The 20,433-nt window shown below is 59.2% G+C and carries 12 protein-coding genes and 1 pseudogene; 7 read left to right on the forward strand and 6 right to left on the reverse strand.

Going from position 1 to position 20,433, the window contains the following annotated elements; genetic code table 11:
- The first annotated feature begins 72 nt into the window (after positions 1 to 72).
- The 5 genes from AB4Y98_RS08855 to AB4Y98_RS08875 all read left to right on the forward strand — a co-directional run bounded on the left by AB4Y98_RS08855 (position 73) and on the right by AB4Y98_RS08875 (position 8,572).
- Positions 73 to 1,296, forward strand: a complete 1,224-nt coding sequence (locus AB4Y98_RS08855) for a DUF262 domain-containing protein (protein ID WP_442244184.1) — start codon at positions 73 to 75, stop codon at positions 1,294 to 1,296.
- A gap of 176 nt (positions 1,297 to 1,472) precedes the next feature.
- Positions 1,473 to 2,078, forward strand: coding sequence for a hypothetical protein (locus AB4Y98_RS08860; protein WP_442244185.1), 606 nt, complete (start codon positions 1,473 to 1,475; stop codon positions 2,076 to 2,078).
- A gap of 212 nt (positions 2,079 to 2,290) precedes the next feature.
- Complete coding sequence (locus AB4Y98_RS08865; RefSeq protein ID WP_442244186.1) at positions 2,291 to 3,274, forward strand: hypothetical protein; 984 nt, start codon at positions 2,291 to 2,293, stop codon at positions 3,272 to 3,274.
- 382 nt (positions 3,275 to 3,656) lie between these two features.
- A complete protein-coding gene (locus AB4Y98_RS08870; protein WP_442244187.1) occupies positions 3,657 to 3,992 on the forward strand; it encodes a hypothetical protein in 336 nt (111 codons plus the stop codon).
- A gap of 1,025 nt (positions 3,993 to 5,017) precedes the next feature.
- On the forward strand, positions 5,018 to 8,572 hold the full coding sequence (locus tag AB4Y98_RS08875; RefSeq protein WP_442244188.1) for a hypothetical protein: 3,555 nt from the start codon (positions 5,018 to 5,020) through the stop codon (positions 8,570 to 8,572).
- Between the two features lie 104 nt (positions 8,573 to 8,676).
- Here the strand turns inward: AB4Y98_RS08875 and AB4Y98_RS08880 are convergent.
- Positions 8,677 to 9,768 (reverse strand): annotated as a pseudogene (locus tag AB4Y98_RS08880) (YifB family Mg chelatase-like AAA ATPase); the annotation flags it as partial.
- A 328-nt stretch (positions 9,769 to 10,096) separates the two neighbouring features.
- Between AB4Y98_RS08880 and AB4Y98_RS08885 the strand changes: the two are divergent.
- Complete coding sequence (locus AB4Y98_RS08885; protein WP_312786171.1) at positions 10,097 to 10,825, forward strand: carbon-nitrogen hydrolase family protein; 729 nt, start codon at positions 10,097 to 10,099, stop codon at positions 10,823 to 10,825.
- Positions 10,826 to 10,997: 172 nt separating this feature from the next.
- Here AB4Y98_RS08885 and AB4Y98_RS08890 read toward each other — a convergent pair whose 3' ends face one another.
- The 4 genes from AB4Y98_RS08890 to AB4Y98_RS08905 all read right to left on the reverse strand — a co-directional run bounded on the left by AB4Y98_RS08890 (position 10,998) and on the right by AB4Y98_RS08905 (position 13,428).
- The gene (locus AB4Y98_RS08890; protein ID WP_428701564.1) at positions 10,998 to 11,660 is read right to left on the reverse strand and encodes an imm11 family protein; all 663 of its coding nucleotides are present in this window, start codon (positions 11,658 to 11,660) and stop codon (positions 10,998 to 11,000) included.
- Entirely contained in the window at positions 11,660 to 12,199 is a 540-nt protein-coding gene (locus AB4Y98_RS08895) for a cold-shock protein (protein WP_312786173.1), read from the reverse strand. The genes AB4Y98_RS08890 and AB4Y98_RS08895 overlap by 1 nt, the downstream gene beginning before the upstream one ends.
- A gap of 46 nt (positions 12,200 to 12,245) precedes the next feature.
- A complete protein-coding gene (locus tag AB4Y98_RS08900) occupies positions 12,246 to 12,602 on the reverse strand; it encodes a hypothetical protein (protein WP_049465266.1) in 357 nt (118 codons plus the stop codon).
- A 658-nt stretch (positions 12,603 to 13,260) separates the two neighbouring features.
- The gene (locus tag AB4Y98_RS08905; protein ID WP_312786174.1) at positions 13,261 to 13,428 is read right to left on the reverse strand and encodes a hypothetical protein; all 168 of its coding nucleotides are present in this window, start codon (positions 13,426 to 13,428) and stop codon (positions 13,261 to 13,263) included.
- 341 nt (positions 13,429 to 13,769) lie between these two features.
- Between AB4Y98_RS08905 and AB4Y98_RS08910 the strand changes: the two genes are divergently transcribed.
- Positions 13,770 to 18,461 (forward strand): RHS repeat-associated core domain-containing protein, encoded by a 4,692-nt coding sequence (locus AB4Y98_RS08910; RefSeq protein ID WP_442244189.1) that lies wholly within the window; start codon positions 13,770 to 13,772, stop codon positions 18,459 to 18,461.
- 572 nt (positions 18,462 to 19,033) lie between these two features.
- On the opposite strand, the gene AB4Y98_RS08915 is transcribed toward AB4Y98_RS08910, so the two are convergent.
- On the reverse strand, positions 19,034 to 20,191 hold the full coding sequence (locus AB4Y98_RS08915; protein ID WP_442244190.1) for a hypothetical protein: 1,158 nt from the start codon (positions 20,189 to 20,191) through the stop codon (positions 19,034 to 19,036).
- Between the last annotated feature and the right edge of the window lie 242 nt (positions 20,192 to 20,433).

The raw sequence follows: 20,433 nt of genomic DNA on the forward strand, positions 1-20,433 counted from the left end.
AGCATATCCAGTCTGCCGTTCATGAATTGAGGGATCTAGCATGGCCACACCTACTAAAATCCGGAGTCTGAGATGAGCAATCCTCGCGATGTAGCTGAAGAGATCGAGGCGTCGGAAGAGGCGCCCGAAGGTCCAGCAATTGATTCACCAGTAGCGAGCGACGAGGACGTAGACAACCAGCTCGGCAGCCAGCCCTTCCGAGTCGTGTACCAAACCAACAACTTCCTGCTCCCGCAGATTCGAGACCTCATTGTCGACGGTGACGACGTCAACCTTCGTCCAGAGTACCAACGACGGTTGCGATGGTCGGCCGTTCAGAAGTCGCTCCTAATAGAATCACTATTGCTAAATGTGCCGGTTCCACCAGTCTTCTTCTACGAAAACGATTTGGCGCGATATGAGGTGATGGATGGGCAGCAGCGGTTGAATGCAATCAAGGAGTTCCTGAGCAATGGCCTTGTTCTCCGTGGCTTGCAGATCATTCCCGCATTGAACGGGCGTTCCTATGCCCAGCTTCCGCCGAAGGTAAAGCGCGGCCTTGACCGATCTTCCATCTCCGCAATCGTTCTACTTCAGGAGTCTAAGAGCCGAATTCAGAAGTCAGGCTCAGCCAAATTCTATGAACTCAGAAGGTTCGTATTCGAGCGACTCAATACTGGCGGGAAGCGCCTAAGTGCTCAGGAGGTTAGGAATGCTATTTACGAAGGTCATTTCAATTCACTTATCGTAGAGCTTTCTCGCGACCCAACCTTCACGCGCATCTGGGATATCCCGCCCTATACGAAGTCTGATCCCAGCGAATATTATGAGGAGCCTGCGCGTCAGCGGAACACTCTTTACAAGACAATGGGGGATTGCCAACTCGTTCTTCGCTTTTTTGCGCTAAACGATGACTCTTATATCCAAGGCTCAATGAAGTCCATCCTTGATCGCTGCATGGAGAGAAATGCAGATTGCACGCCGGCGGCGAGGGAAGTGATGAAAACCCAGTTCCTCTCGCGGCTAAATTTTGCTGACGAGCTGTTCGACGGGAAACCTTTCTCGATGTCCGATCCTGGTGCGCCGGAGATGTACCGCMCGGTCGCTGGCATCTACGATGGCGTGATGGTTGCTATTGACGAGTTGTGGGAAAGTCGTGGGGGGCTGTTAGCACGAAAGGAGGATATACAGGCGGCATACGTTAGAGTGATTGCCGCTCGCCGAGAAGGTGGCGAGCTCACTGGTGCCGCAAACACCTCGGCAGATATCCGTAAGAGGATTGGCATCTTCCGCGAACTTTTCGAGCGCTTCGTCTGATGCCAGCGGCCGACCTCGATTTCGCGCTGGTGGAATTTAAGGAGCGTACTAAGCAGATACGCCATATAATGGCTCTCGTTGAGTCTGCAGGTCACTCCTCCGCTACGCTAACGACCCCTAGAGTCGGTATCAATCTCAGTGAAGTCGCCGCCAGTACGAGTAATACGGCGAATTCCATGTCTTTGATATTCTTGGCGTCTGCGTTTGAGGAATTTGTCCGTGAGCAGGCCATCCAGTGCGGCAACCAGCTCGCTGAAAACTATGCAGAGATGCCGACGAAAAGCAAGAACACCATAAGAGATTCGTACTGGTCGGTGTCTCGTGACAGGTTCAAGTTCACAAGGTCGATTCTACTCAAAAATACTCCGGATCCACTCCTGCTGGCGAGAGTAAAATTAGCCCTTTCAGCAATGCAGGGATTCGTAATTGACGATGATGCTAGCAAGCTGGACAGCCAAGCTTTTGGGCACCACTCCAATAATTTTAGACCAGCGATCGTTGTAGAGATCTTCGGGAGATTTGCGATCAGGGGTCTTATGGATCAGCTCGGAGAGAACACCAGGCTGAAGAATTATTTTGGAGTCAGCACTAAGAAAGAATGTTCGGAGAAGCTGATCGCTAAGTGGAATGAATTCTACGACCGACGTAATGAGACTGTGCATTCATTGAGCGGGAAAACGGGATTCGCGGTCGACGCCATCATCTCCTATATTGAGCTGTTCGAGCTGACGGCGGAGGCTCTAAGGGCTGTCCTCGCCAAGACACTCAAATCTTGGTCGTGATTATGGGTTGCGGCTTTAAGTGGATGGAATTTGAAAGTCGCTGTATGCCCGAAAATGGATGCTGGGTGCGCGAAATTGCAGCAAGTTCCGCGCGTCGATAGGGGGGGCAGCATCAGGGCCGGGCTCTAGGCCTTAGCCTCTACTCAGGAGGATGGGCATGGGTTCGAATATATTAAGGCGTAGCAGGTACTTTGAGAGAATGGAGCGAGAGGATGGGATCGAATGGAGGCGTGCTTGGTCAATTTTCAGTCGTCTTTTCTGGTACCAAGGAGGAGATTGGCAGGCAGTTGGCGGCACTGTGGCGATGGAACTTTGGCGTACCCACGATCTACTTCCTGGACATATGTTCAATAGGCCACATCAAGGAGTTCCTCGCCAAGGGCAAGTGCAAAGACGAAAAGCACGAGAAATCGATAAGGCGGCTTCGAGCTGTTGATCTTCCTCAGAACGGCGTCTCTTGCATGTCTGCGCTCCTTGAGAAAGCCAGTGACCGGAAGAGCAAGTTCACGCCTGACCAGTTTGTGGATGAGATCACGAGAGATCTGCGCGCCATGAGCCAGTTCTTCAAAAGCGCTTCTATGGTAGAGCCTTTGGAGTTCGTCGAGACCCATGCGCGGAGCCTGTTTGGCATCGATACGGAAGAGGGGGTTCCTGAGTACTTGGAGTTCCTCACGTTCGCAAATGGTCTTGCCCTGCATAACAGAACATCCAGGAAGCGGCAGTTCATGGTCGCGAAGACTCTCTGCGAGAGGGCGGTAGAAATTGGTGTAAGTACCAGTCATCCCGTGGTTATTACTGTGGTTGCCGCTGTCTACGGCTGTGCAGCCGCCAGAAAGGTGCTGAACTTTGCTGGAAATGAGAAGAACTTCAATCCTGGGAATGCACTTGGAGACATTCAGATTGTTTCGCGAGTCTCGGGCTACCTGGCCGAGTACGTGCGAATAATGGCCGGCCAAGGTGGGCGATACCAGGATTGGGGCTTTAGGACTGGCGACTCTCCATTGAACGATCTGCTGACCTATTTTATGCGGAAGCCAGTGAAGGTTGGCGGTGGTATTCAGGACGCGGAGAGGTCATTCCGCATTACCGCGGATGCTGTAAGCCTATTCCCTGATCTGTTCGGTCCTGATCGAGACGCACTGGACGATTGCAGTGAAGAGCTTGACGACGTACTCGATCTGCTGGGTGCGGTCTAGTAGATCGCCGGCCACAGAGCCCAGTCCCGGACAGTATCGAATGACGTTCGCGGGGTTTTCAGATGAGAGCCATCAGGTCATTGAGGACAAGATCGGGCATATTTAAAGTGATTACGCTGATGGACCCAAAATCATCGCCGACCGAATTGATGCGCTGCGATCAACAGCTGCAGTGCTCGACAATATTGACGTGATACCTACGCGCAACGCCAGTGGAGTAAGTTAAGTGACAACATTGCATTCAGTCTTTTTTCATGCTTCGCTGCAAGAATTGGAGCAAGGTCAGGTCGTACGCGCAGAAAGGCCGGGAACCTATTACCCGGACGCAGTCAGTACTCTTGAACTCAGCAGGCCTGGGCATCTCCCATCTCGCGAAAAATGCGTGTTTGCGGCTGATAGTGGCGCTGCGGCAACTGCATTTCTCAGGGCACAAGTGGCAGCGCATGAAGGAATTAGGCTCTACGAGGTGGAAATGCCCCACTTCCATAAGGCTCCCTTCCGTATCGTCCATGAGCTCCACAAGAGAATGAAAGCTTCGCGTAACGTGGACGCTCTGGTGAGAGAGTACTGGAGTCCGAAAGAGCGCTGGAAGTTCTTTGAGTACTTCGGGCCCTCCTTCACAGTAGTAAAGAAAGTGCCTACGCCGGCGGAGATGGATGTCATCCTGTTTGAATACGCTTATATGGCAGATTCTGATCTAAGTGAGGCGATACAGTAGGCGTTGTTCGCCTGTACCTAGCGGATGGCGCTGCACATGCTGCGTGCTCATTCGGGGCATTCATGTCGTGCTGGACTGCGTGCGCCGCCGGTTTGCATGCCAGCGTCCTTTAATGGCTCGCTCACATTGCCTAACTTTGGGAGCGGCACCCTGGATGGGTACTAGGTGATAGAGACGATCTTTGTCCCGACCAGCGACGCTGTCTAAGATATTGCTGGGAAACGGTGGGTGTGCCGCATGCGATCGGGCAAACACCCGCCCTCGGCCAGAGCAAGCCCCTGTTGTATCGAGTCAGGGCTGAGTGGGTTGATACGGTCAAGTACCGAGCGAAGGCGCAGTGGGCGTTCGAATCAATCGTGGAGTATGCAGATTGCTAGCAAGTATGTGCCGCGGGAGTCCACCAGTAGCAGAACCGCAGCCGATCTCAGTGACCGCTCGAGTCGGGCGGCGGCTCCTGCTTGCCAGATAGTATGACAACGGTGAGATACACTGACAATTCCAACAACTCCGGCCAATCAGAGATGTCAGCGGATCGACCCACAGGAATGGTCACCCTCACCCCTCAGCAGGCTCGCCAAGCTCGCGCATTGCTAGCTTGGTCTCGAAAGGATCTGGCCAATGCAGTTGGTCTCCATACGTCTGTTATTGCCAGTATTGAGACTGGGGAAGCGGTGGTCGCTCCTGAGCATGTTGCCGCCATTCGCACTTGCCTGGAAGAACGTGGGATCCAGCTTTCGCAGAGCGGAGAGGTGAGCTATCCAGACCTTCCTGCATTTCCGCACTCGTCTCACCGCACTACCCCGGTGCGCTGGGTCACGTCCGACGATCTCGCTTCATGGGGTTCGCAACCTGATGGGCCAGTGAACCTGCCGACGCTAATAAGCAATCTGATACGTGCGACGCATGGCACGGCCGCACACATACATTTTCCGGCTGATGGCGGAGTTCGACATCCTGGGTGGGACGGGCTGAGTACCGTTGAAATTGGCAGCCGTTACGTGCCATCCGGCGTAGCTGGATGGGAGTTGAGCACACAGCGTGACGGGGTAGCAGCCAAGATCCGCGGTGACTATCAGAAGCGGACGGCCGACCCTCTTTCATTGGTGCCTGGCTCGGCATGCTTTGTCGCCGTAACGTTGCAGCACTGGCCGGGAAAAGAGGAATGGGCACTAGAGCAGGTTAATAACGGTCCGTGGAGCGATGTCCGCGTCTATGACGCCGATGATCTGGTGCACTGGATCGAGGTTACGCCTGCGGTCGGACTCTGGTTGGCGACCTACCTCGGAAAGCGTCCAGAAGGCACAACCGAGTTGGAGGCGGCATGGGAGGAATGGTCGCTCTCTACAAAATGGCCGGTCACTAAAGATCTCGTGCTTCGGGATCGAGACGAAAGCGCGGCTCAAGTGCTGAGGTGGCTAAGAGGTGGAGCATCCGTATTGTCGCTGCAGTCAACGTCATCTGAGGAAGTCGTGGCGTTTATTTGGGCGACATTGAGCGAGTTGCCTGAAGAGTCAGCGCTCAGTTATCGTGCGCGCTGCCTTGTAGTGAATGAAGCGGCGGCGCGAGCCCTTAAGGGAGCTGCTGCGCCCCTCATTCTTATCCTGACCGATCCAAATCCTGGATTGGCAGAGGCGCTGGCGAAGAACGGGCACTTCGTTGCGCAAGTCTACGACCAAACAACCGAAAGAAACGACGGCGTACTAATACTGGAGCGCCCCTCGAGAGAAGGTATCGCAGCAGCGCTGATCTTGGCTGGGGTCTCTGAAGATCAAGCCAGATCGCTCGCACGCGATAGCGCTCGAAACTTGACAGTCCTGAGGCGGCGAATGCCGGCTGCGGCGGGACGGAACCCGCCCAGATGGGCTGAAGCTCCAGCTCCGCGAGCGCTGCTCGCGGCGCTGGTTGCAGGTGGCTGGGATGAGGATCACCAAGCTGACAGGGACTGTCTGTCTGAACTGGCAGGATCCTCCTACGAACAGTTCGTGGAAGAAGTACGCCCCTACTTCAGTAGGTTCGACAGCCCACTTCAGAAGATTGGCACGGCTTGGCGAGTAGCATCACCATCCGATGCATGGCATCTGCTTGCCAGCTCCTTGACTAGTGCGCTGATCGATCAGCTCGGCGCATCCGCAATTGTTGTCTTGGGTGAGCTCGATCCCCGCTTCAACATGGATCCAAGCGAGAGGTGGCTGGCACGAGTGAAGGGTGTGGGGACTCAATATTCCCCCATGCTACGCCATGGTATAGGCCGAACGCTGATCCTGTTAGCACTGTACTGGGACCGTGTCGTACTCGTTCCAGATGCGCGATCGCGCACTGATACCATCGTCTCTCAGTTGTTGGATCGCGCCGATGAGCATCGCTGGTGGTCCCTGGCGAGAGATTTTCGCCTCTTGGCGGAAGCGTCCCCATCTTCTCTCCTCTCCGCGATTGAAGACAGCTTGAATGACGTGCCTCAAACTATCACGGTCCTTTTTGATAATAGTGAGACGGGGGCTTTTGGCGCGGAGTACCTCTCCGATCTGATGTGGGCGCTTGAGGCGCTTGCTTGGTCTCCGTCACACATGCCGCGAGTCACGCGTATTCTTTCAACACTTGCGGCACTGGACGTGAAGTCGCGGCGATACGAGAACGGGCCGGCGAACAGCTTGCGCGAGATCCATACTCTGTGGAGTCCTCAGACATACGCGACACTTGATGAGCGACTTCAGGCATTGGACCACGTTCGCAAGCGAGTTCCAGAATCCTCTTGGAACCTCATGCTAGGCATCCTTCCAAGTGGACATGACAGCCTAACACCATCACCAAAGCCGCTCTGGCGTGACTTCTCCGTCACTCAGGTCGAAGTTGTGTCGTTGGAACTGGTGCGTCGAGGTGCTGTCAGCATAAGCGACCGTCTTGTGGCAGATCTTGGCGAGGATCCAGAGCGATTCGACTCGCTTCTTGGCAGAATAAAAGATCTCAGGCCCGACCCTTCTAAGCTATTGATCGCGCTTGAGAAAGCTCAGCTTAGCCTGAGTGGTGAGCGCGCTCGCAATACGATTTGGAGCAGGCTGCGCGGCGTTCTTCATCACCACAGAGCATTCCCTAACGCTCCGTGGCGATTGCCTGAGTTGGTGCTGGATCGACTTGCGCAGTCATATGAGCAGTTCACCCCCTCAGATCTATTTGGCAGAGTTCGGTGGCTCTTCCAAGCCGGTGCTGCACTACCGAACCCTTCGACCGAAGGATGGAAGGCCGAGGAGAAGCAGCTCGTCGCGGCTCGAGCTAGCGCCGCCCTGGCAGTGTTTGAGAGCAGCGGGATTGATGGGGTCTTTAATCTTGCGCAGGTCGTCGAGATTCCATCTACGGTAGCCTCCGCAGTTTACGATGCTGGAGTTCCAGAAGCGCAGATCGATGCACTTGTGGAGTTGGCCCTACGTGCTGAAGATGAACGATCCAAGGATCTTGCCATCTCACTTGTAAGGCATTCATTCCATGATCGGAAGGAACTGTGGGCGGACAGCCTTATCTCTAGAATAAGTTCTGAGAAGTGGGGTGCCCAGTCTTTGTTGACAGTATTCATCGGTTTGCCGATGTCTGGTTGGACGTGGGGCAAGGTGGCTGCGCTCGGTGAAGAGATGGATCAGCTTTACTGGCGCAACGTACCTATTCTCTGGGTTGACGGTGGCTTGGCCGACATTGAATACGCTGTCCAACGATTGATTAGCTCAGGGCGAGCCCACGTAGCGCTGTCGCTTGTTCAGACGCGTCCGGAGTTAGAGGTGCGGATTGGTCTCGTAATCGAAGTTCTCAATGAGGTCGCCAATCAATCGTCCGCTAGCGGAGGGGAAACTGACTATGGGATGTTTCAGCATCGCGTGTCTGAGGCGTTCAAGCGAATCGATAATGAGGATGTAGACCAGGGGTTAGTCGCGGCATTGGAATGGCGATTTTTTAGTGTTTTGGAGCATTCCTCGAGGCCACCAGTCGCGCTTCTTCACGAGATCTCGGGTAGCCCAGACTTGTTCATCCAGTTGATCAGCGCGATCTTCCAGGACGATTCGCAGGGCTTCGTCGCAAAGGAGGGTGCTCAGGAAGAAGGCGCGCGTGCCCGGGCACGGCAGGCCTACCACCTTCTGGAAATTTGGAACCGAGTACCTGGAGCTTCGGACAACGGCACGCTGGATCTGGATTCGCTAGAGCGGTGGCTCAGGGACGCACGGGGGCAGGCAGAAGCCATGAATAGGTTGGCATTTGCAGATTGCAGAATTGGTCACGTGCTCGCCGCATCCCCAGTCGGCGATGATGGCTTCTGGCCGCATGAGGCCGTTCGTGAAGTTCTCGACAATCTCCGGAGTAAGGAGATGATTGAAGGCTTCACTGTTGGTATCTATAACGGCAGAGGTCTCACGACGCGCCAGGCCAGGGACGGAGGTGAGCAGGAGAGAGCACTAGCTAAGCAATATCGCAGCTGGTCTGATGCGATCAGTGCGGAGTATCCCTATACGTCTAGGGCGCTTGATCAGCTTGCGAAGGGCTATGAGGAGCAGGCTCGTCGCCACGATGATGATGCAGCATCCATGGATTGGAGTGATTAGGTGGATCAAGCATAGCTATTGCTCGTCTGCCGGGATGCCATGTCTGGGTAAGGACGCTTCGGTATGGCTCTGTGCCGAGCGAGACTTGTGGTCTTCGTCCAACAGGATCTCTCGCGGCGGCAGGCCTCCACCGGTAGCCTAATTGCTAGGTTGGCGGGATTCCTCACAAAAGCTGCCACCAGTTGGAAGCGCGCGGGATAGACCACGCTGCGTGCCGCGCGGGAGATGCGGATGTGGCCGGACTCCAGCGGCTCGCGCAGGGTTTCCAGCGCGCTGCGGTTCCACTCCGGCAGTTCATCCAGGAACAGCACGCCATGGTGGGCCAGCGAGATCTCGCCGGGGCAGGGCGGATTGCCGCCACCCACCAACGCCGCCGCGCTCGCGCTGTGGTGCGGCGCCCGGAACGGCCGTTGCCGCCAGCGCTTCGGGTCCAGCCCTTCGCCGCTGACCGAAGTGATCGCCGCCAACTGCAGGGCATCGATCTCCTCGCTATCCGGCAGCAGGCTGGGCAAGCGCGAGGCGAGCAGGGTCTTGCCGCAGCCGGGGCTGCCGATCAGCAACAGATGGTGACCACCGGCGGCGGCCACTTCCAACGCCCGGCGCGCGAGCGCCTGCCCGCGCACGTCGGCCAGATCGGGCAGTGGCAAAGGAGTGGTGTCCACGCGTTCCACCTGCGGCAGCAGGCGCGGGTCGCCCAGCCCCGCACAGCATTCCAGCAGGGTACGCGCCACGCGCACATCGGCGTGCTGGGCCAGCGCGGCCTCGGCAGCGTTGCCGGGCGGCACGATCAGGATGCGCCCAGCTTCGGTTGCAGCAATCGCGGCGGGCAGCGCACCGGACACCGGGCGAAGTTCACCGGTCAGGCCCAGCTCGCCGAGGAACTCGTACTGCAGCAGCGACTGCGGATCGACCTGGCCACTGGCAGCGAGGATGCCAAGGGCAATGGCCAGCTCATAACGACCGCCTTCCTTGGGAAGATCGGCGGGGGCGAGGTTCAAAGTGATGCGCCGCTGCGGGAAGTCGAAGCGCGCGCAGAGCAGGGCGGCGCGCACGCGCTCGCGTGATTCGCGCACGCTGGTCTCGGCCAGGCCGACAATCTGGGTGACCGGCAGACCGCCAGAGAGATGTACCTCGATGCGCACCAGTGGGGCATCGACCCCGGCGCGGGCACGGCTGTGGACCAGCGCCAGGCTCATGTGTGATTTCCTGCGGAGGGGCGCTTGATGGTGCGGCAGCCGCTCTCCAGGGTGTATCGGGGATTGCTGGTGCAGCAGCTAGGGGGATTCCGGCCAACGGTGGTCCGGGGCTCCGAACAGGCAGCGCTGCTCATCAGGCACGGACCTGCCGAAGCGCCCAGAGCGCGCCTCGATCCACGATGGCCCGGCATGCAATCACGCTGACTACCCCACAGAGCAGCCGTCGATTGAATCAATGAAGCCCGTTGGATACACCCAACTGGCGGTTGCATAATCAGCGTACAAAGCCGCTATCACTTCAGCTTTAGCCTGAGTAGAGAGAATGGGAATGAAGATTGTTGCAGCACAGATGCGATCAGCTCCTGGCGACGTCGATGGCAATATCGAACGGCACGTTCACTTCATTGATCTGGCCGCCTCGTGTGGCGGTGCGGCGGTCTTCTTTCCGGAGATGTCACTGACCGGATATGAGCCGCGGATGGCAGAGCAGCTGGCAATGACGGCAGATGACGCTCATCTGGGAGTATTCCAGTCTCTGAGTGATCGACATCAGATTTTGATCGCAGTCGGCGGGCCATATCGTGGCAGCGATGGGCCGGAGATCGGCATGTTCGTCTTCCGCTGCGGTCAAGCACCCGCTGTCTACACCAAGCAAATGCTCCATGCCGACGAACTGCCTTACTTCAGGGCAGGAACCACGCCCCTGTCAGTAACGATTGGAAAGGAAATTCTGGTCCCCGCCATCTGTTTCGAATCGCTACAGATGGATAGCGCCTTGCGGGCCAAGGAGGCGGGAGCAACGGTCTACATCGCCAGCGTTGCAAAAAACATGGCTGGTATGGCACGTGCCCATCGCCATTACGCAACAGTCGCGCGGGAGCTGGGGATGATCGTAATGGTAGCCAACGGCGTGGGCCATGCCGATGGATTTGAGATGACAGGGGAGTCTGCCGCCTGGGACAACAGTGGTGGGCTGGGATGCAGCGCCGGAACTGGAGACGAGGCATTGCTGGTGTATGACTTGGCGAAACAAAGCGGTAGCACCGTGGCGCTCTAAGCAATGAGCATCGCGGGAGAGCGGGCCAACGCCTGGGAGACTTGACTGGCAAGTGACTTCAGTAGCTGGCTTTGCTCGAACGGAATCTGTTCGATCAGATGGTGTCCCTGAAAAACCGGTGTGTCGGCCATGCGCACAACCTCATTCAAGAATCCGTTTGAAAGAGCGCTTGCTAGATATCGGCCACATCGCGCAGCCGTACGCCGGAGAAGTTGGCCGCACTCAATGCATCAAACATCGCGCGGTCGCAGATGGGAGGTGCTCCCATGCGATCCTGGCGGAAGATATGGGCATCTCCCACAAAATCCTGTTTGAACACCAGGCTCGCTCCGCCGACGAGGCTATAAAGCTTCTCGTCCTCGCCGGTCTGATAATTGTGGTCGAGCTTGATCCTCACGCGGGAAGCGGCTTCATCCAGGGAATCGAGCCTGCGCAGCACATTGCCCAGGTAGTACCGAGGGCCGGGGTTGCCGTCAGCAAGGCTGAAGTCGCAGGCCACAAATGCAAACGCCTCGGCGTCCAACTGCTCAAACAGCTGCTTCAACGGCTCCGACACAATCCATATGCCAGCGAGCTCTTCCAGATCGCGTGGCATTCTGCCCTTCTCTGGTACATGAACCAGGTGGGGACGCTCGGGATACTGGCCTGGCGTTCCATCAGGACGTGGGACGACATTCATCGCCGGGTCAATCAGCTTCTCTTCGTTGGCGATTTCTATACCGGGAACCCTGCCGTTTCCCGGGAAGCTGGCGTCGATCAGGAAAAATTCGCCCTCATGAGATGCGGCTTCGGCTGAAACTTCACTGGGGGTCGATTCGGTCACGGGGGTTTCCATCATGGATTCAGTAGTCCGAGGAATGGACGAAGAGACCAGAGGGAATTCTGCCACCCGCGGCCCGGGCCCTCAAACAGACACCGCTGCTGATCAGGCACCGCCCCGCCGAAGCGCCCAAACCGCGCCTCAAGCCACGATGGCGTTGCACTCTCCACCAGCAACCGGCCTTGGCTCTGGTGGAGATCCAACCAGCGCTCGAAACTGATGCGAAGGCGCTCGATATCCGGCGCCCGCCACCGGGCATCGGCAGGCATCCGGATCAGCACGCGTGAGGGGGCGTTCTCCACGTCCATCACCAGAACGCCCTTGCACCGGATCTCGAAGGACGTCACCCCGGCATAGCGCGTGTGCAGTTCAAAGCCTTCATCCGCTTTGGCGGTTACGAAGCCGAGTGCATCACTGTGCAGCAGCCGGTAGTCGGCTGGCTGCAGCTTCTGGTACGCCCACACCTGATCGCCCGCTGGCTCGGGCCATCCCGGCCATACCGCGCCGATCACCACGATGCACACCGCCGCAGCGGCAAGGCCGTGTTTCTTCATTCATCACCCCGCACTCAAACAGAACGTCACGCCCACACGCGCGCCCTCAGTCCTGTGGCCGTACCCGTTCGTGGATGAAGGCTGTAAGTGCGATATCGGCCATCACCAGCCCTTCCATCACCCGGTCGCCCACGTACTGGTCGGGCTCGCCGTTCTGGCGCGTGCGCTCGGCCGCCAGCAGGATCTCCTGCACGATGCGCTGGCCCGTCAGCGCGCAGTCGGCGTCGGACAACTGCATCTGCCGGCTGCGCAGGTGATGGCGCTCGGGCCACGGCTGACCATCGGCTGCAGCACCAGCGCCGATGCTGTGCAGGATGGCGATGAGGCTGTTGGGGTCCAGGGCAGGGGCGGGCGAGGGCGCTTCCTGGATGGGGCGCGGGGGAGGGGAGTGCGGCGTGGTCATGGCAGGCTCCGTGCAAGCAGGCAGAAGCCGCCACCGATAAGGGTGGCGGACGATGCGTGGCTCGAAAACCGGCGTGTGATGATCCCCGGCGGGCGCAAGGCCCCCACGCACCGACCGCCATAGCCGGCAGACGGATTGCCAGCCGGCACCACGCAGAGCGGTGCCGGCTGGCAAGCGTAAACATCATCACAACAGCGGGTTTTCGAGGCCCGGCCACCGATGCACGGTGGCGCAGTAACGATTACCTGCTGTTGTGCGGAATGCCAAGGGGTAGGGGGCAATGCCGCCAAAACCCCAGACGTTTTTGGCATTTTCGCATATGGGGCGGGGCTGCGAGAGTCCTTGGGGGACAAAGCCTTTGGTAGCTATGGGGTTTCGTCGCCCAGTTCTTCCGATGGTGGATTCGGAACATGGCAAGTGCGACATCGTTCGTCTAGCGATATTGCCGGGACGCCCATGGGCTGGAACCGGAAAGTGCCGCCTACCTACTTGCAAATACCAGGTGGGGGCCGGTGCGATGTCCGCTTCTGGCCGTAAGCCGACATCGGGCGGATTAGGAGATTGGGCCTCGTTATCAAGGGTCTGGCCCAGTAGCGTGGGAAGCGGTGGGCGCACGTTAATCTGGTTAAGATGGAGCCACGCCTCAACTAAAGATGAGTCATAAGGCCAGGTCGCACGCGCCATTCAGCATCACTTGGCTGACCAAGCTGGTAAAGCCCGCCTGCGGCCGAAGGCGCATTCTACATTTCACAAGCGGCAGCAGCTCGGCACCCAACACTTCGGCGATGAAGTCCGCACACTCGACGAAATACTGGACATCTGCCATTTCGTCAGAACGGTTGGGGCGGCATCGGCCCCGCCGGGCGTGTCGCCAAAATCGACCACTAGGCTACTGAGCAGACGCGCTGGCTCGACCCGTGCTGCATCAGGACGGCTGCAGCGCAGAGTGCCGTGATCTTCTGACAGTCAAATATGTGATGGCCTGCCGAATCCGCATCTTGCGTGCGGGTCCATTCTGCGGGATAACAGCCCCATGCGGCTCTGCCGCATTCCGGAACAGGGACGATCCGAAGCAGGGCGCGACAGGGCGGTGATCCGCCTGTGCGCCTTCGTCCCTCCCGGCGCGGTATTCGCCCAGGAAGGAGAACACGGATGTTCGGACGGACAATGAAGCTGGCACGTGTGGCGCTGACGATGGTCGCGCTTGGCTGCGCGGCCCCTCTTGCCGCGCAGGCGCAGGAAAGCAAAAAAACCTGGCGCATCTCCCAGCCAAGCGGGAATTCGACCCAGTACAAGACTCAGCAGGAGGCGGTGCAGGCGATCAAGAGTCTGCCCGCGCCGAGTCCGTTCCCGCCGGAGTTCCAGTTCGGTTGGCAGTCCGTCAATTCGATCAAGTCAAAGGTCGTGGACCTGGAGGGCAATACCTCAATCACGTACTGGATGGGCAAGTCCCAGCCCTCCGACCCTGATTGGTCGTATCTCAGTACCGCGCAGTTCCCGACCGAAGAGGCGATGGTCGCTTCCTATCTCGCCGATATCAAGGCGTTCAATCCTGTATGCCCGGGTGCAGCCGTTACGCCTACAAGCGAGTGGTATGCACTCAGCCCGGATATGGAAGGAACCATCGAGACACGCGATTTTGAAGTGATATACATGACCGGCGACAACACAGCCGAGTCGCCGTGCACGCCCTATCCAAGCGATGCCCATATGACGCGGACCCGGCGTCTGAACTGCCCGGTCCCCTTTACCCAGTGGTCCAACAAGCACGAAGCCTGCGTCAGCGAAGAGTTCGTAGCAACCATCACCTCCAAGACGACGCAGTGCGACAGGGATGGCGGGAACGGCAACTGCCCGACCTCGGGTAACAGCGCCATGAGTGGCATGAGCCCGAATCCCTCCAGCACCCCGGCATCGCAGGAGCCTCCGTGCACTGGCACGGTCGGCAACCCCTGCGACGTAAAGACCGGCGAGAAGTACGAGATCGCGCAGGACTTCGATCTGGGCTGGATCGCACTGACGCGCTACTACCATTCGGGAATATCCACCTCGTCTGGTGGGTTCGGCCACGGTTGGACACACTCGCTTGGCGCCCAGCTCGCACTGGATGGGTCGGGCGGTGCTGGCATCGTTGAAGCCACTGGTTTCCAGCGCGCCTTCAAGAAGATCGGCCAGGTGTACGAGGCTGCTGACAGCAGTGGCGATCGCTTGGTCCAGAATGGAAACTGGACGCTGTATGCAGCGGATGCCATTTCGACGTTCGACGACGCGGGTCGGCTCGTCGCGAAGCGCTTCGTGGACGGTACCTCGCTCACGTTCGTCTATGACGATAGCCAGCGCCTTGCTGCCGTCGCGCACAGCAGCGGCCGTACGCTTGAATTCGTCTACCAGTCCAACGACTACGAAGCCCTGATCAGCTCCGTTCTGGTCGCGGGCGTGCCGCAGGCGAGCTATACCTATACTGCGCATGGGCAGGTCGCTACCGTCACCTACGCGGGCGGCGGGGTGCGCACCTATCACTACGAGAATCTGGATTTCCCCCAGCATCTGACCGGCATTACCGCCGAGGATGGGCGCCGCTACAGCACCTTCACCTATGACACCATCGGCCGGGTCATTTCGAGCCAGCACGCGGGTGGCGCTGATGGCGTAACCCTTGCCTACAGCCCCAATGGCGGTGCGGTGGTCACTGATGCATTGGGCCATCAGACCGATTACACGCTGACAGCCGGTGGCGACAGCGCACCTCCCCGCAAGGTGTCGGGCACGACCGATGCCCAGGGTTCGATCAGCCGCACCTACTATGACGGCGCGGTCGATTTCCGCCGGCGTCTGGATACCTATACGGACCGGCGCGGCGTCCAGACCAAGCACACTTACAGCGAAGGCGTCGACGCGGTGACGGGCCGACCGGCCAACACCCATACCATTACCGATGCGGTCGGCCTGCCTGAGCAGCGTGTTGTGCAGACCACGCGCGACAGTGTGACCAACGTGGTGCTGGCTACGACCATCGCTCAGCGTGAGACGCGTACCGCCTACAACGCCCGTAGACAGCCGGTGAGCGTGACCCTGAAGGACCTGGCGTCCGGGCAGACGCGTACGACCACATATACCTATTGCGAGGCTGTGGATGTGGCCGCAGCGGGCAGTTGCCCCGTGGAGGGGCTGCTGAAGAGCGTGGACGGCGCACGCACCGACGTGGCCGACGTCAGCACCTACGCCTACCACGTCGCAGACGACGCAGGATGCGCGACCAATGGGGCCTGCACCTATCGCAAGGGCGACCTGCGCAGTGTCACCAATGCACTCGGTCAGACGGTGGAAACGTTGGCCTACGACGCCTACGGGCGACCATTGTCGGTGAAGGATGCCAATGGCGTGGTCACCGACTACGCCTACCATGCTCGTGGCTGGCCCACCTCGGTGACCGTACGCGGCGCCACCACCGCCGAGGATCGATCCACCCAGATCAGCTACTGGCCCACCGGCCAGGTTCAGCAGATCACCGAGCCCGATGGCGGCAGCGTGACCTACGTCTATGACGCAGCACTGCGACTGACCGATATCGAGGACAACGCCGGAAACACCATCCACTACACGCTGGACAATGCCGGCAATCGACTGAAGGAGGACACCCTGGATGCGGGCGGTACCCTGCGCCGCACCCTGGCACGCACCTTCAACACGATTGGCCAGCTTACGGCGCTGAAAGACGCTGGCAACCACGCTACCGGCTTCACCTACGATGCCAACGGCAACCCGCAGACGGTGACCGACGCCCTGCAGCGCGTCACCAGCCAGCAGTACGATCCGCTGAACCGGCTGGCGCGGACCCTGCAGGACGTCGGCGGTGTTGCTGCGGAAATCCGCAGCCAGTACAACGCGCTGGACCAGGTCACCCAGGTGACTGACCCGAAGGGCCTGCACACTACCTATGCCTATAACGGTTTCGGTGATCTGACTGGACAGGTCAGTCCGGACAGTGGCGCCAGCAGCTTCACCGTGGATGTGGCTGGCAACCGCAAGACCGCCACCGATGCGCGGGGCATCACCGCTACCTACAGCTACGACGCGCTCAACCGCCTGATCGGCATCGCCTACCCAGACCCCAATCTGGATGTGGGCTATAGCTATGACGTGGCACCGGCTGCCTGCGCCGCCGACGAGCGCTTTGCCAAGGGGCGCCTGGGGCAGGTGTTGCACGCGAATGGCAACACCCAGTACTGCCATGACCGCTTCGGCCAGATCACCCGCAAGGTGCAGACCGTCAACGGTGTCGCCAGTACGCTGCGCTACGCCTACAGCAAGTCCGGTCGTCTGACCGCGTTGACCTACCCGGACGGCAGCGTGGCCGACTACGTACGTGACACCCAGGGCCGTGTCAGCCAGATTGGCCTGACGCGCACCGGCCAGCCGCGCCAGATCGTGGTGAACAACGTGATCTATGCGGCCTTCGGCCCGGCGACAGGGTGGACCTACGGCAATGGCCGCCAGTTGCAGCGCCCGCTGGACCTGGACTACCGTCCGCAGGCCGTGCATGACCCGGCAGCAGGTGGGCTGTCCTTGAGCTATGGCTATGATCCGGTGGGTTCGATCACCGAGCTGAAGAACGGCGCCGGGTCTGAAGTGCTGGCCAAGTACGCCTACGACAGCCTGGGCCGCCTGACCCAGACCCAGGACGGCGCGACCGGCACGCCGATCGAAACCTACGGCTACGACGCCACCGGCAACCGCATCTCGCTGACCACTTCGGCAGGAACCGCCAATTACACCTATCCGGCCACCAGCCACCGGCTTACGGCGGTCGATGGTGAGCCACGCAATCATGATGCGGCGGGCAACACCACCAGCATCGGCAGCAAGATGTTCAGCTACAACGATGCCAACCGCATGAACGCGGTGAAGCAGGGCAACGCCACACTGGAGAGCTACGTCTACAACCACCGCGGTGAGCGCGTGTTGCGTACTCCGGCCGGGGGTGCGGCTCAGATCACGTTGTACGACGAAGCAGGGCAATGGCTGGGCAACTATTCGGCCACGGGCCAGGCGCAGCAGCAGGCGATCTGGCTGGACAACTATCCGGTGGCGTTGATCAATCTGCCGAGCGCCGGCGTGCCGGAGCTGGCCTACATCCAGCCGGACCATCTGGGTACCCCGCGCGTTGCTATCGACCCAGTGCGCAATGTGGCGATATGGGATTGGAGCAGCAAGAGCGAAGTGTTTGGCGACCAATCTCCAAGTCTGGATCCGGATGGCGATGGTGTTGTCTTTGATCTGGCGCTGCGATTCCCGGGGCAGCAGGCCACGGATGCCAGCGGCTTGTTCTATAACTTCCAGCGGGAATATGAAGCTGCGACCGGACGCTATACGCAAGCGGATCCGATAGGCATCTCTGGCGGCATTTCTGTTTACGGGTACTCCAAAGCCTCTCCGCTTCGCGTGGTTGACCCACTTGGACTCGAGCCGGTGTTCGACACAAATACGTGCGGCGGACAAATGGGAATGGTGACTTGTGATGGCAATGGAGGATTCCTGGTCAGTGTCTGCAATTCAGGCTGCGACAAGATATGCACCGTTATGCATGAGCGAAACCATAAGGCGCTGCTGGAAAAGAGAGTTCCCAATGCCTGCGTTGGTAGGCCCAAAGGTGCAAGTCCATTTCCAAAGGACTGGGAATATGGTGGGATGGCGCATCGGCAGCTAGCGAATGAACTTGAGTGCCGTGCATATCAAGAGCAGATGACCTGTGCGACGCGGCTTCGCGATGGCGGACTCGGAGGCGCTGCGGTAGACAAGGCGTACAGCAGGGCAGCAAAAGAAAGGAGTGACCGGCAATGCGATGCATTTGGATACTAACCCTCCTTTCGTTCGTCCTGGGCCTGCTGGGGTGCAGGGACGAGGTGGAGAGTTCAACGTACCCTATGGGTCAGACGGGAAAGACGTGCACTGCCTATAAGGGCTTTGATCGCCACCCCCCTGAAGTGGTTGTTGCCGAGCTTTCCAGGCGGGGGTTGGATAGTGGCAGGTTGATTCATAAAACAGTCTGCGGCTCGATCACCAGCTGGGAGATCCTTCCTGCGGGGGCGTCGATCGATCGAATACCTCCGCCAGATGTGTATGTAAGCGTCCGGCTGAGGGAAGACGGCTCCGTTTCCGTCAGTACGGACCGCCCATGATGTCGGCGCTGCCCCTGATGCTCGAGCATTGGGCCAGCGTCAGTGGACGGTAGGATGGTAAGTGGGGCGCTGGGTTCGTCCAGTACCTTGGAGATGTCAGCCTCTGCCCGGAAGCGAAGCTGATCAATGACAGTGACGCAATCCGTTTAATACGACCGGTCAGCCCAATCTGATGGTCCGCGGATGGTGGACGTCCAAGTGAAAATGCGGACGGGCCCCCTTTGGCAGGAGCCCGCCCTTGAACGAACTAGATCAGGTCAGGTTGTAGCGCTCTTGGATTGCCGCGAACAGCTGATCAGCCTCTTCTTCGGCACGCCTGTTCTCCTCGGCCGCGAGTGGCACCAATTTGATTCCGTCGACGCCACCGACATAGGCGGGCCCGCCGACATCGTCGTCGTACGGTGTGCCGTCCTCGTTGATCGCTTCATGTCGATCCTGGCTCAGGTCCCGACCCAGCATGCGCGAGAGATGCATCCAAACCCAAGCGCGGAACGGTGTCTCGCCCCGGTATTCGATGAGCTCGCGCATGACGGATACTTCGCCCTCGCGTGCGAGCATGGTCAGCCACTGGTGGGCCAGCTCGGGGTGACCGTGTGCGTCGGCCAGATCAGCCATACCGTACGGATCCATTTCATCCGACGGCTCAAGCTCAAGCGCCCCTGGGTCCCCGTAGCGCTCCGCAGTGAGCAGCAACGCGCGCTTATCCCCGCCCCGTGCAGCAGCAAGGAGGTGGTACCGATGTTTGGCCACCACCTGAACGAACGAACTGTCTCCGCCCGTGGCAATCTCCGCCAAGCTCACCGGCTCGGACGACCACTGACCATGCCGGTGCAGCTCGCGACCGAAGCGGTGATTATCTTCTTCTGGCAGGTCCCCGTACGGCTCGAGCATGTACGCGGTCGCCAGGTGCGCAACCGCTACGCCGCGAGCTGCTGCCGCCTCCAACCCTTCCAGCAGCAAGGGAAATTTGCCGAGCAGCGCATCGAGCCCTTGCTGCATGCGGCTTGTCAGGTTGATCGACACCCACTCGGCAACGACATCCGACTCCATCTCCTCAGCCTCCGCCCACTCGTCGTGATCGCCGGTAAGCGCGGAAATCAGCTCCTCGAAACGAACCGGCGCATAGCCGGATTCGCCGAGGAAACTGACCAGGCCTTGGGCTGTGCGCTCGGCTTCCTCGGGTGACATCCCAAAGTGCAGGCACCGCTGGATGACCCGGTCTTCATCCGTCGTGAGGTCGGTATCACGCCAGGCCACGTCGCACCACGCGGCCTGGTGATGGAACGCGGCGTGGGTGGAAAATCCGGCGGCGGCCGCCAGCAGCTCATGGGCCTGGCTGCGGGTAAGCGACGCGAAGCCCTGCTCCCGAAGGTACGCATGGACGTGGAACACATATTGCTTGATGGTCATGACTCGTCCTCGATGGCCAAGCCGATCCGGGTAAGGCGCACACGTTTAAGTCCCCGGCAGCTGGCCAGAAGAAGAATCGATCAGGGGATACGGCCTGTTTTTGCTCGTGTGCAAGCACGGCGGGCGCCGCAGCTAGTGTATGCCGTCTGCTACTGGGTTTCCACACACGCGCCAAGATTGCTCAGGGCGTCGCGGGGCGGTCATGGCTGTCCACGAACGCCAAGCTCCTTTGTGGGTTTGGC

The organism is Stenotrophomonas sp. 2YAF26 (assembly GCF_052114625.1).
Lineage (GTDB): Bacteria > Pseudomonadota > Gammaproteobacteria > Xanthomonadales > Xanthomonadaceae > Stenotrophomonas > Stenotrophomonas indicatrix.

What these genes read in the sequence shown, in the direction of transcription:
- AB4Y98_RS08860 (WP_442244185.1), top strand. Translation starts at nt 1,473, where the DNA reads ATGTCTTTGATATTCTTGGCGTCTGCGTTTGAGGAATTTGTCCGTGAG.
- AB4Y98_RS08865 (WP_442244186.1), top strand. Translation starts at nt 2,291, where the DNA reads ATGGGATCGAATGGAGGCGTGCTTGGTCAATTTTCAGTCGTCTTTTCT.
- AB4Y98_RS08885 (WP_312786171.1), top strand. Translation starts at nt 10,097, where the DNA reads ATGAAGATTGTTGCAGCACAGATGCGATCAGCTCCTGGCGACGTCGAT.
- AB4Y98_RS08890 (WP_428701564.1), bottom strand. Translation starts at nt 11,660, where the DNA reads ATGGAAACCCCCGTGACCGAATCGACCCCCAGTGAAGTTTCAGCCGAA.
- AB4Y98_RS08895 (WP_312786173.1), bottom strand. Translation starts at nt 12,199, where the DNA reads ATGAAGAAACACGGCCTTGCCGCTGCGGCGGTGTGCATCGTGGTGATC.
- AB4Y98_RS08900 (WP_049465266.1), bottom strand. Translation starts at nt 12,602, where the DNA reads ATGACCACGCCGCACTCCCCTCCCCCGCGCCCCATCCAGGAAGCGCCC.
- AB4Y98_RS08905 (WP_312786174.1), bottom strand. Translation starts at nt 13,428, where the DNA reads ATGGCAGATGTCCAGTATTTCGTCGAGTGTGCGGACTTCATCGCCGAA.
- AB4Y98_RS08910 (WP_442244189.1), top strand. Translation starts at nt 13,770, where the DNA reads ATGAAGCTGGCACGTGTGGCGCTGACGATGGTCGCGCTTGGCTGCGCG.
- AB4Y98_RS08915 (WP_442244190.1), bottom strand. Translation starts at nt 20,191, where the DNA reads ATGACCATCAAGCAATATGTGTTCCACGTCCATGCGTACCTTCGGGAG.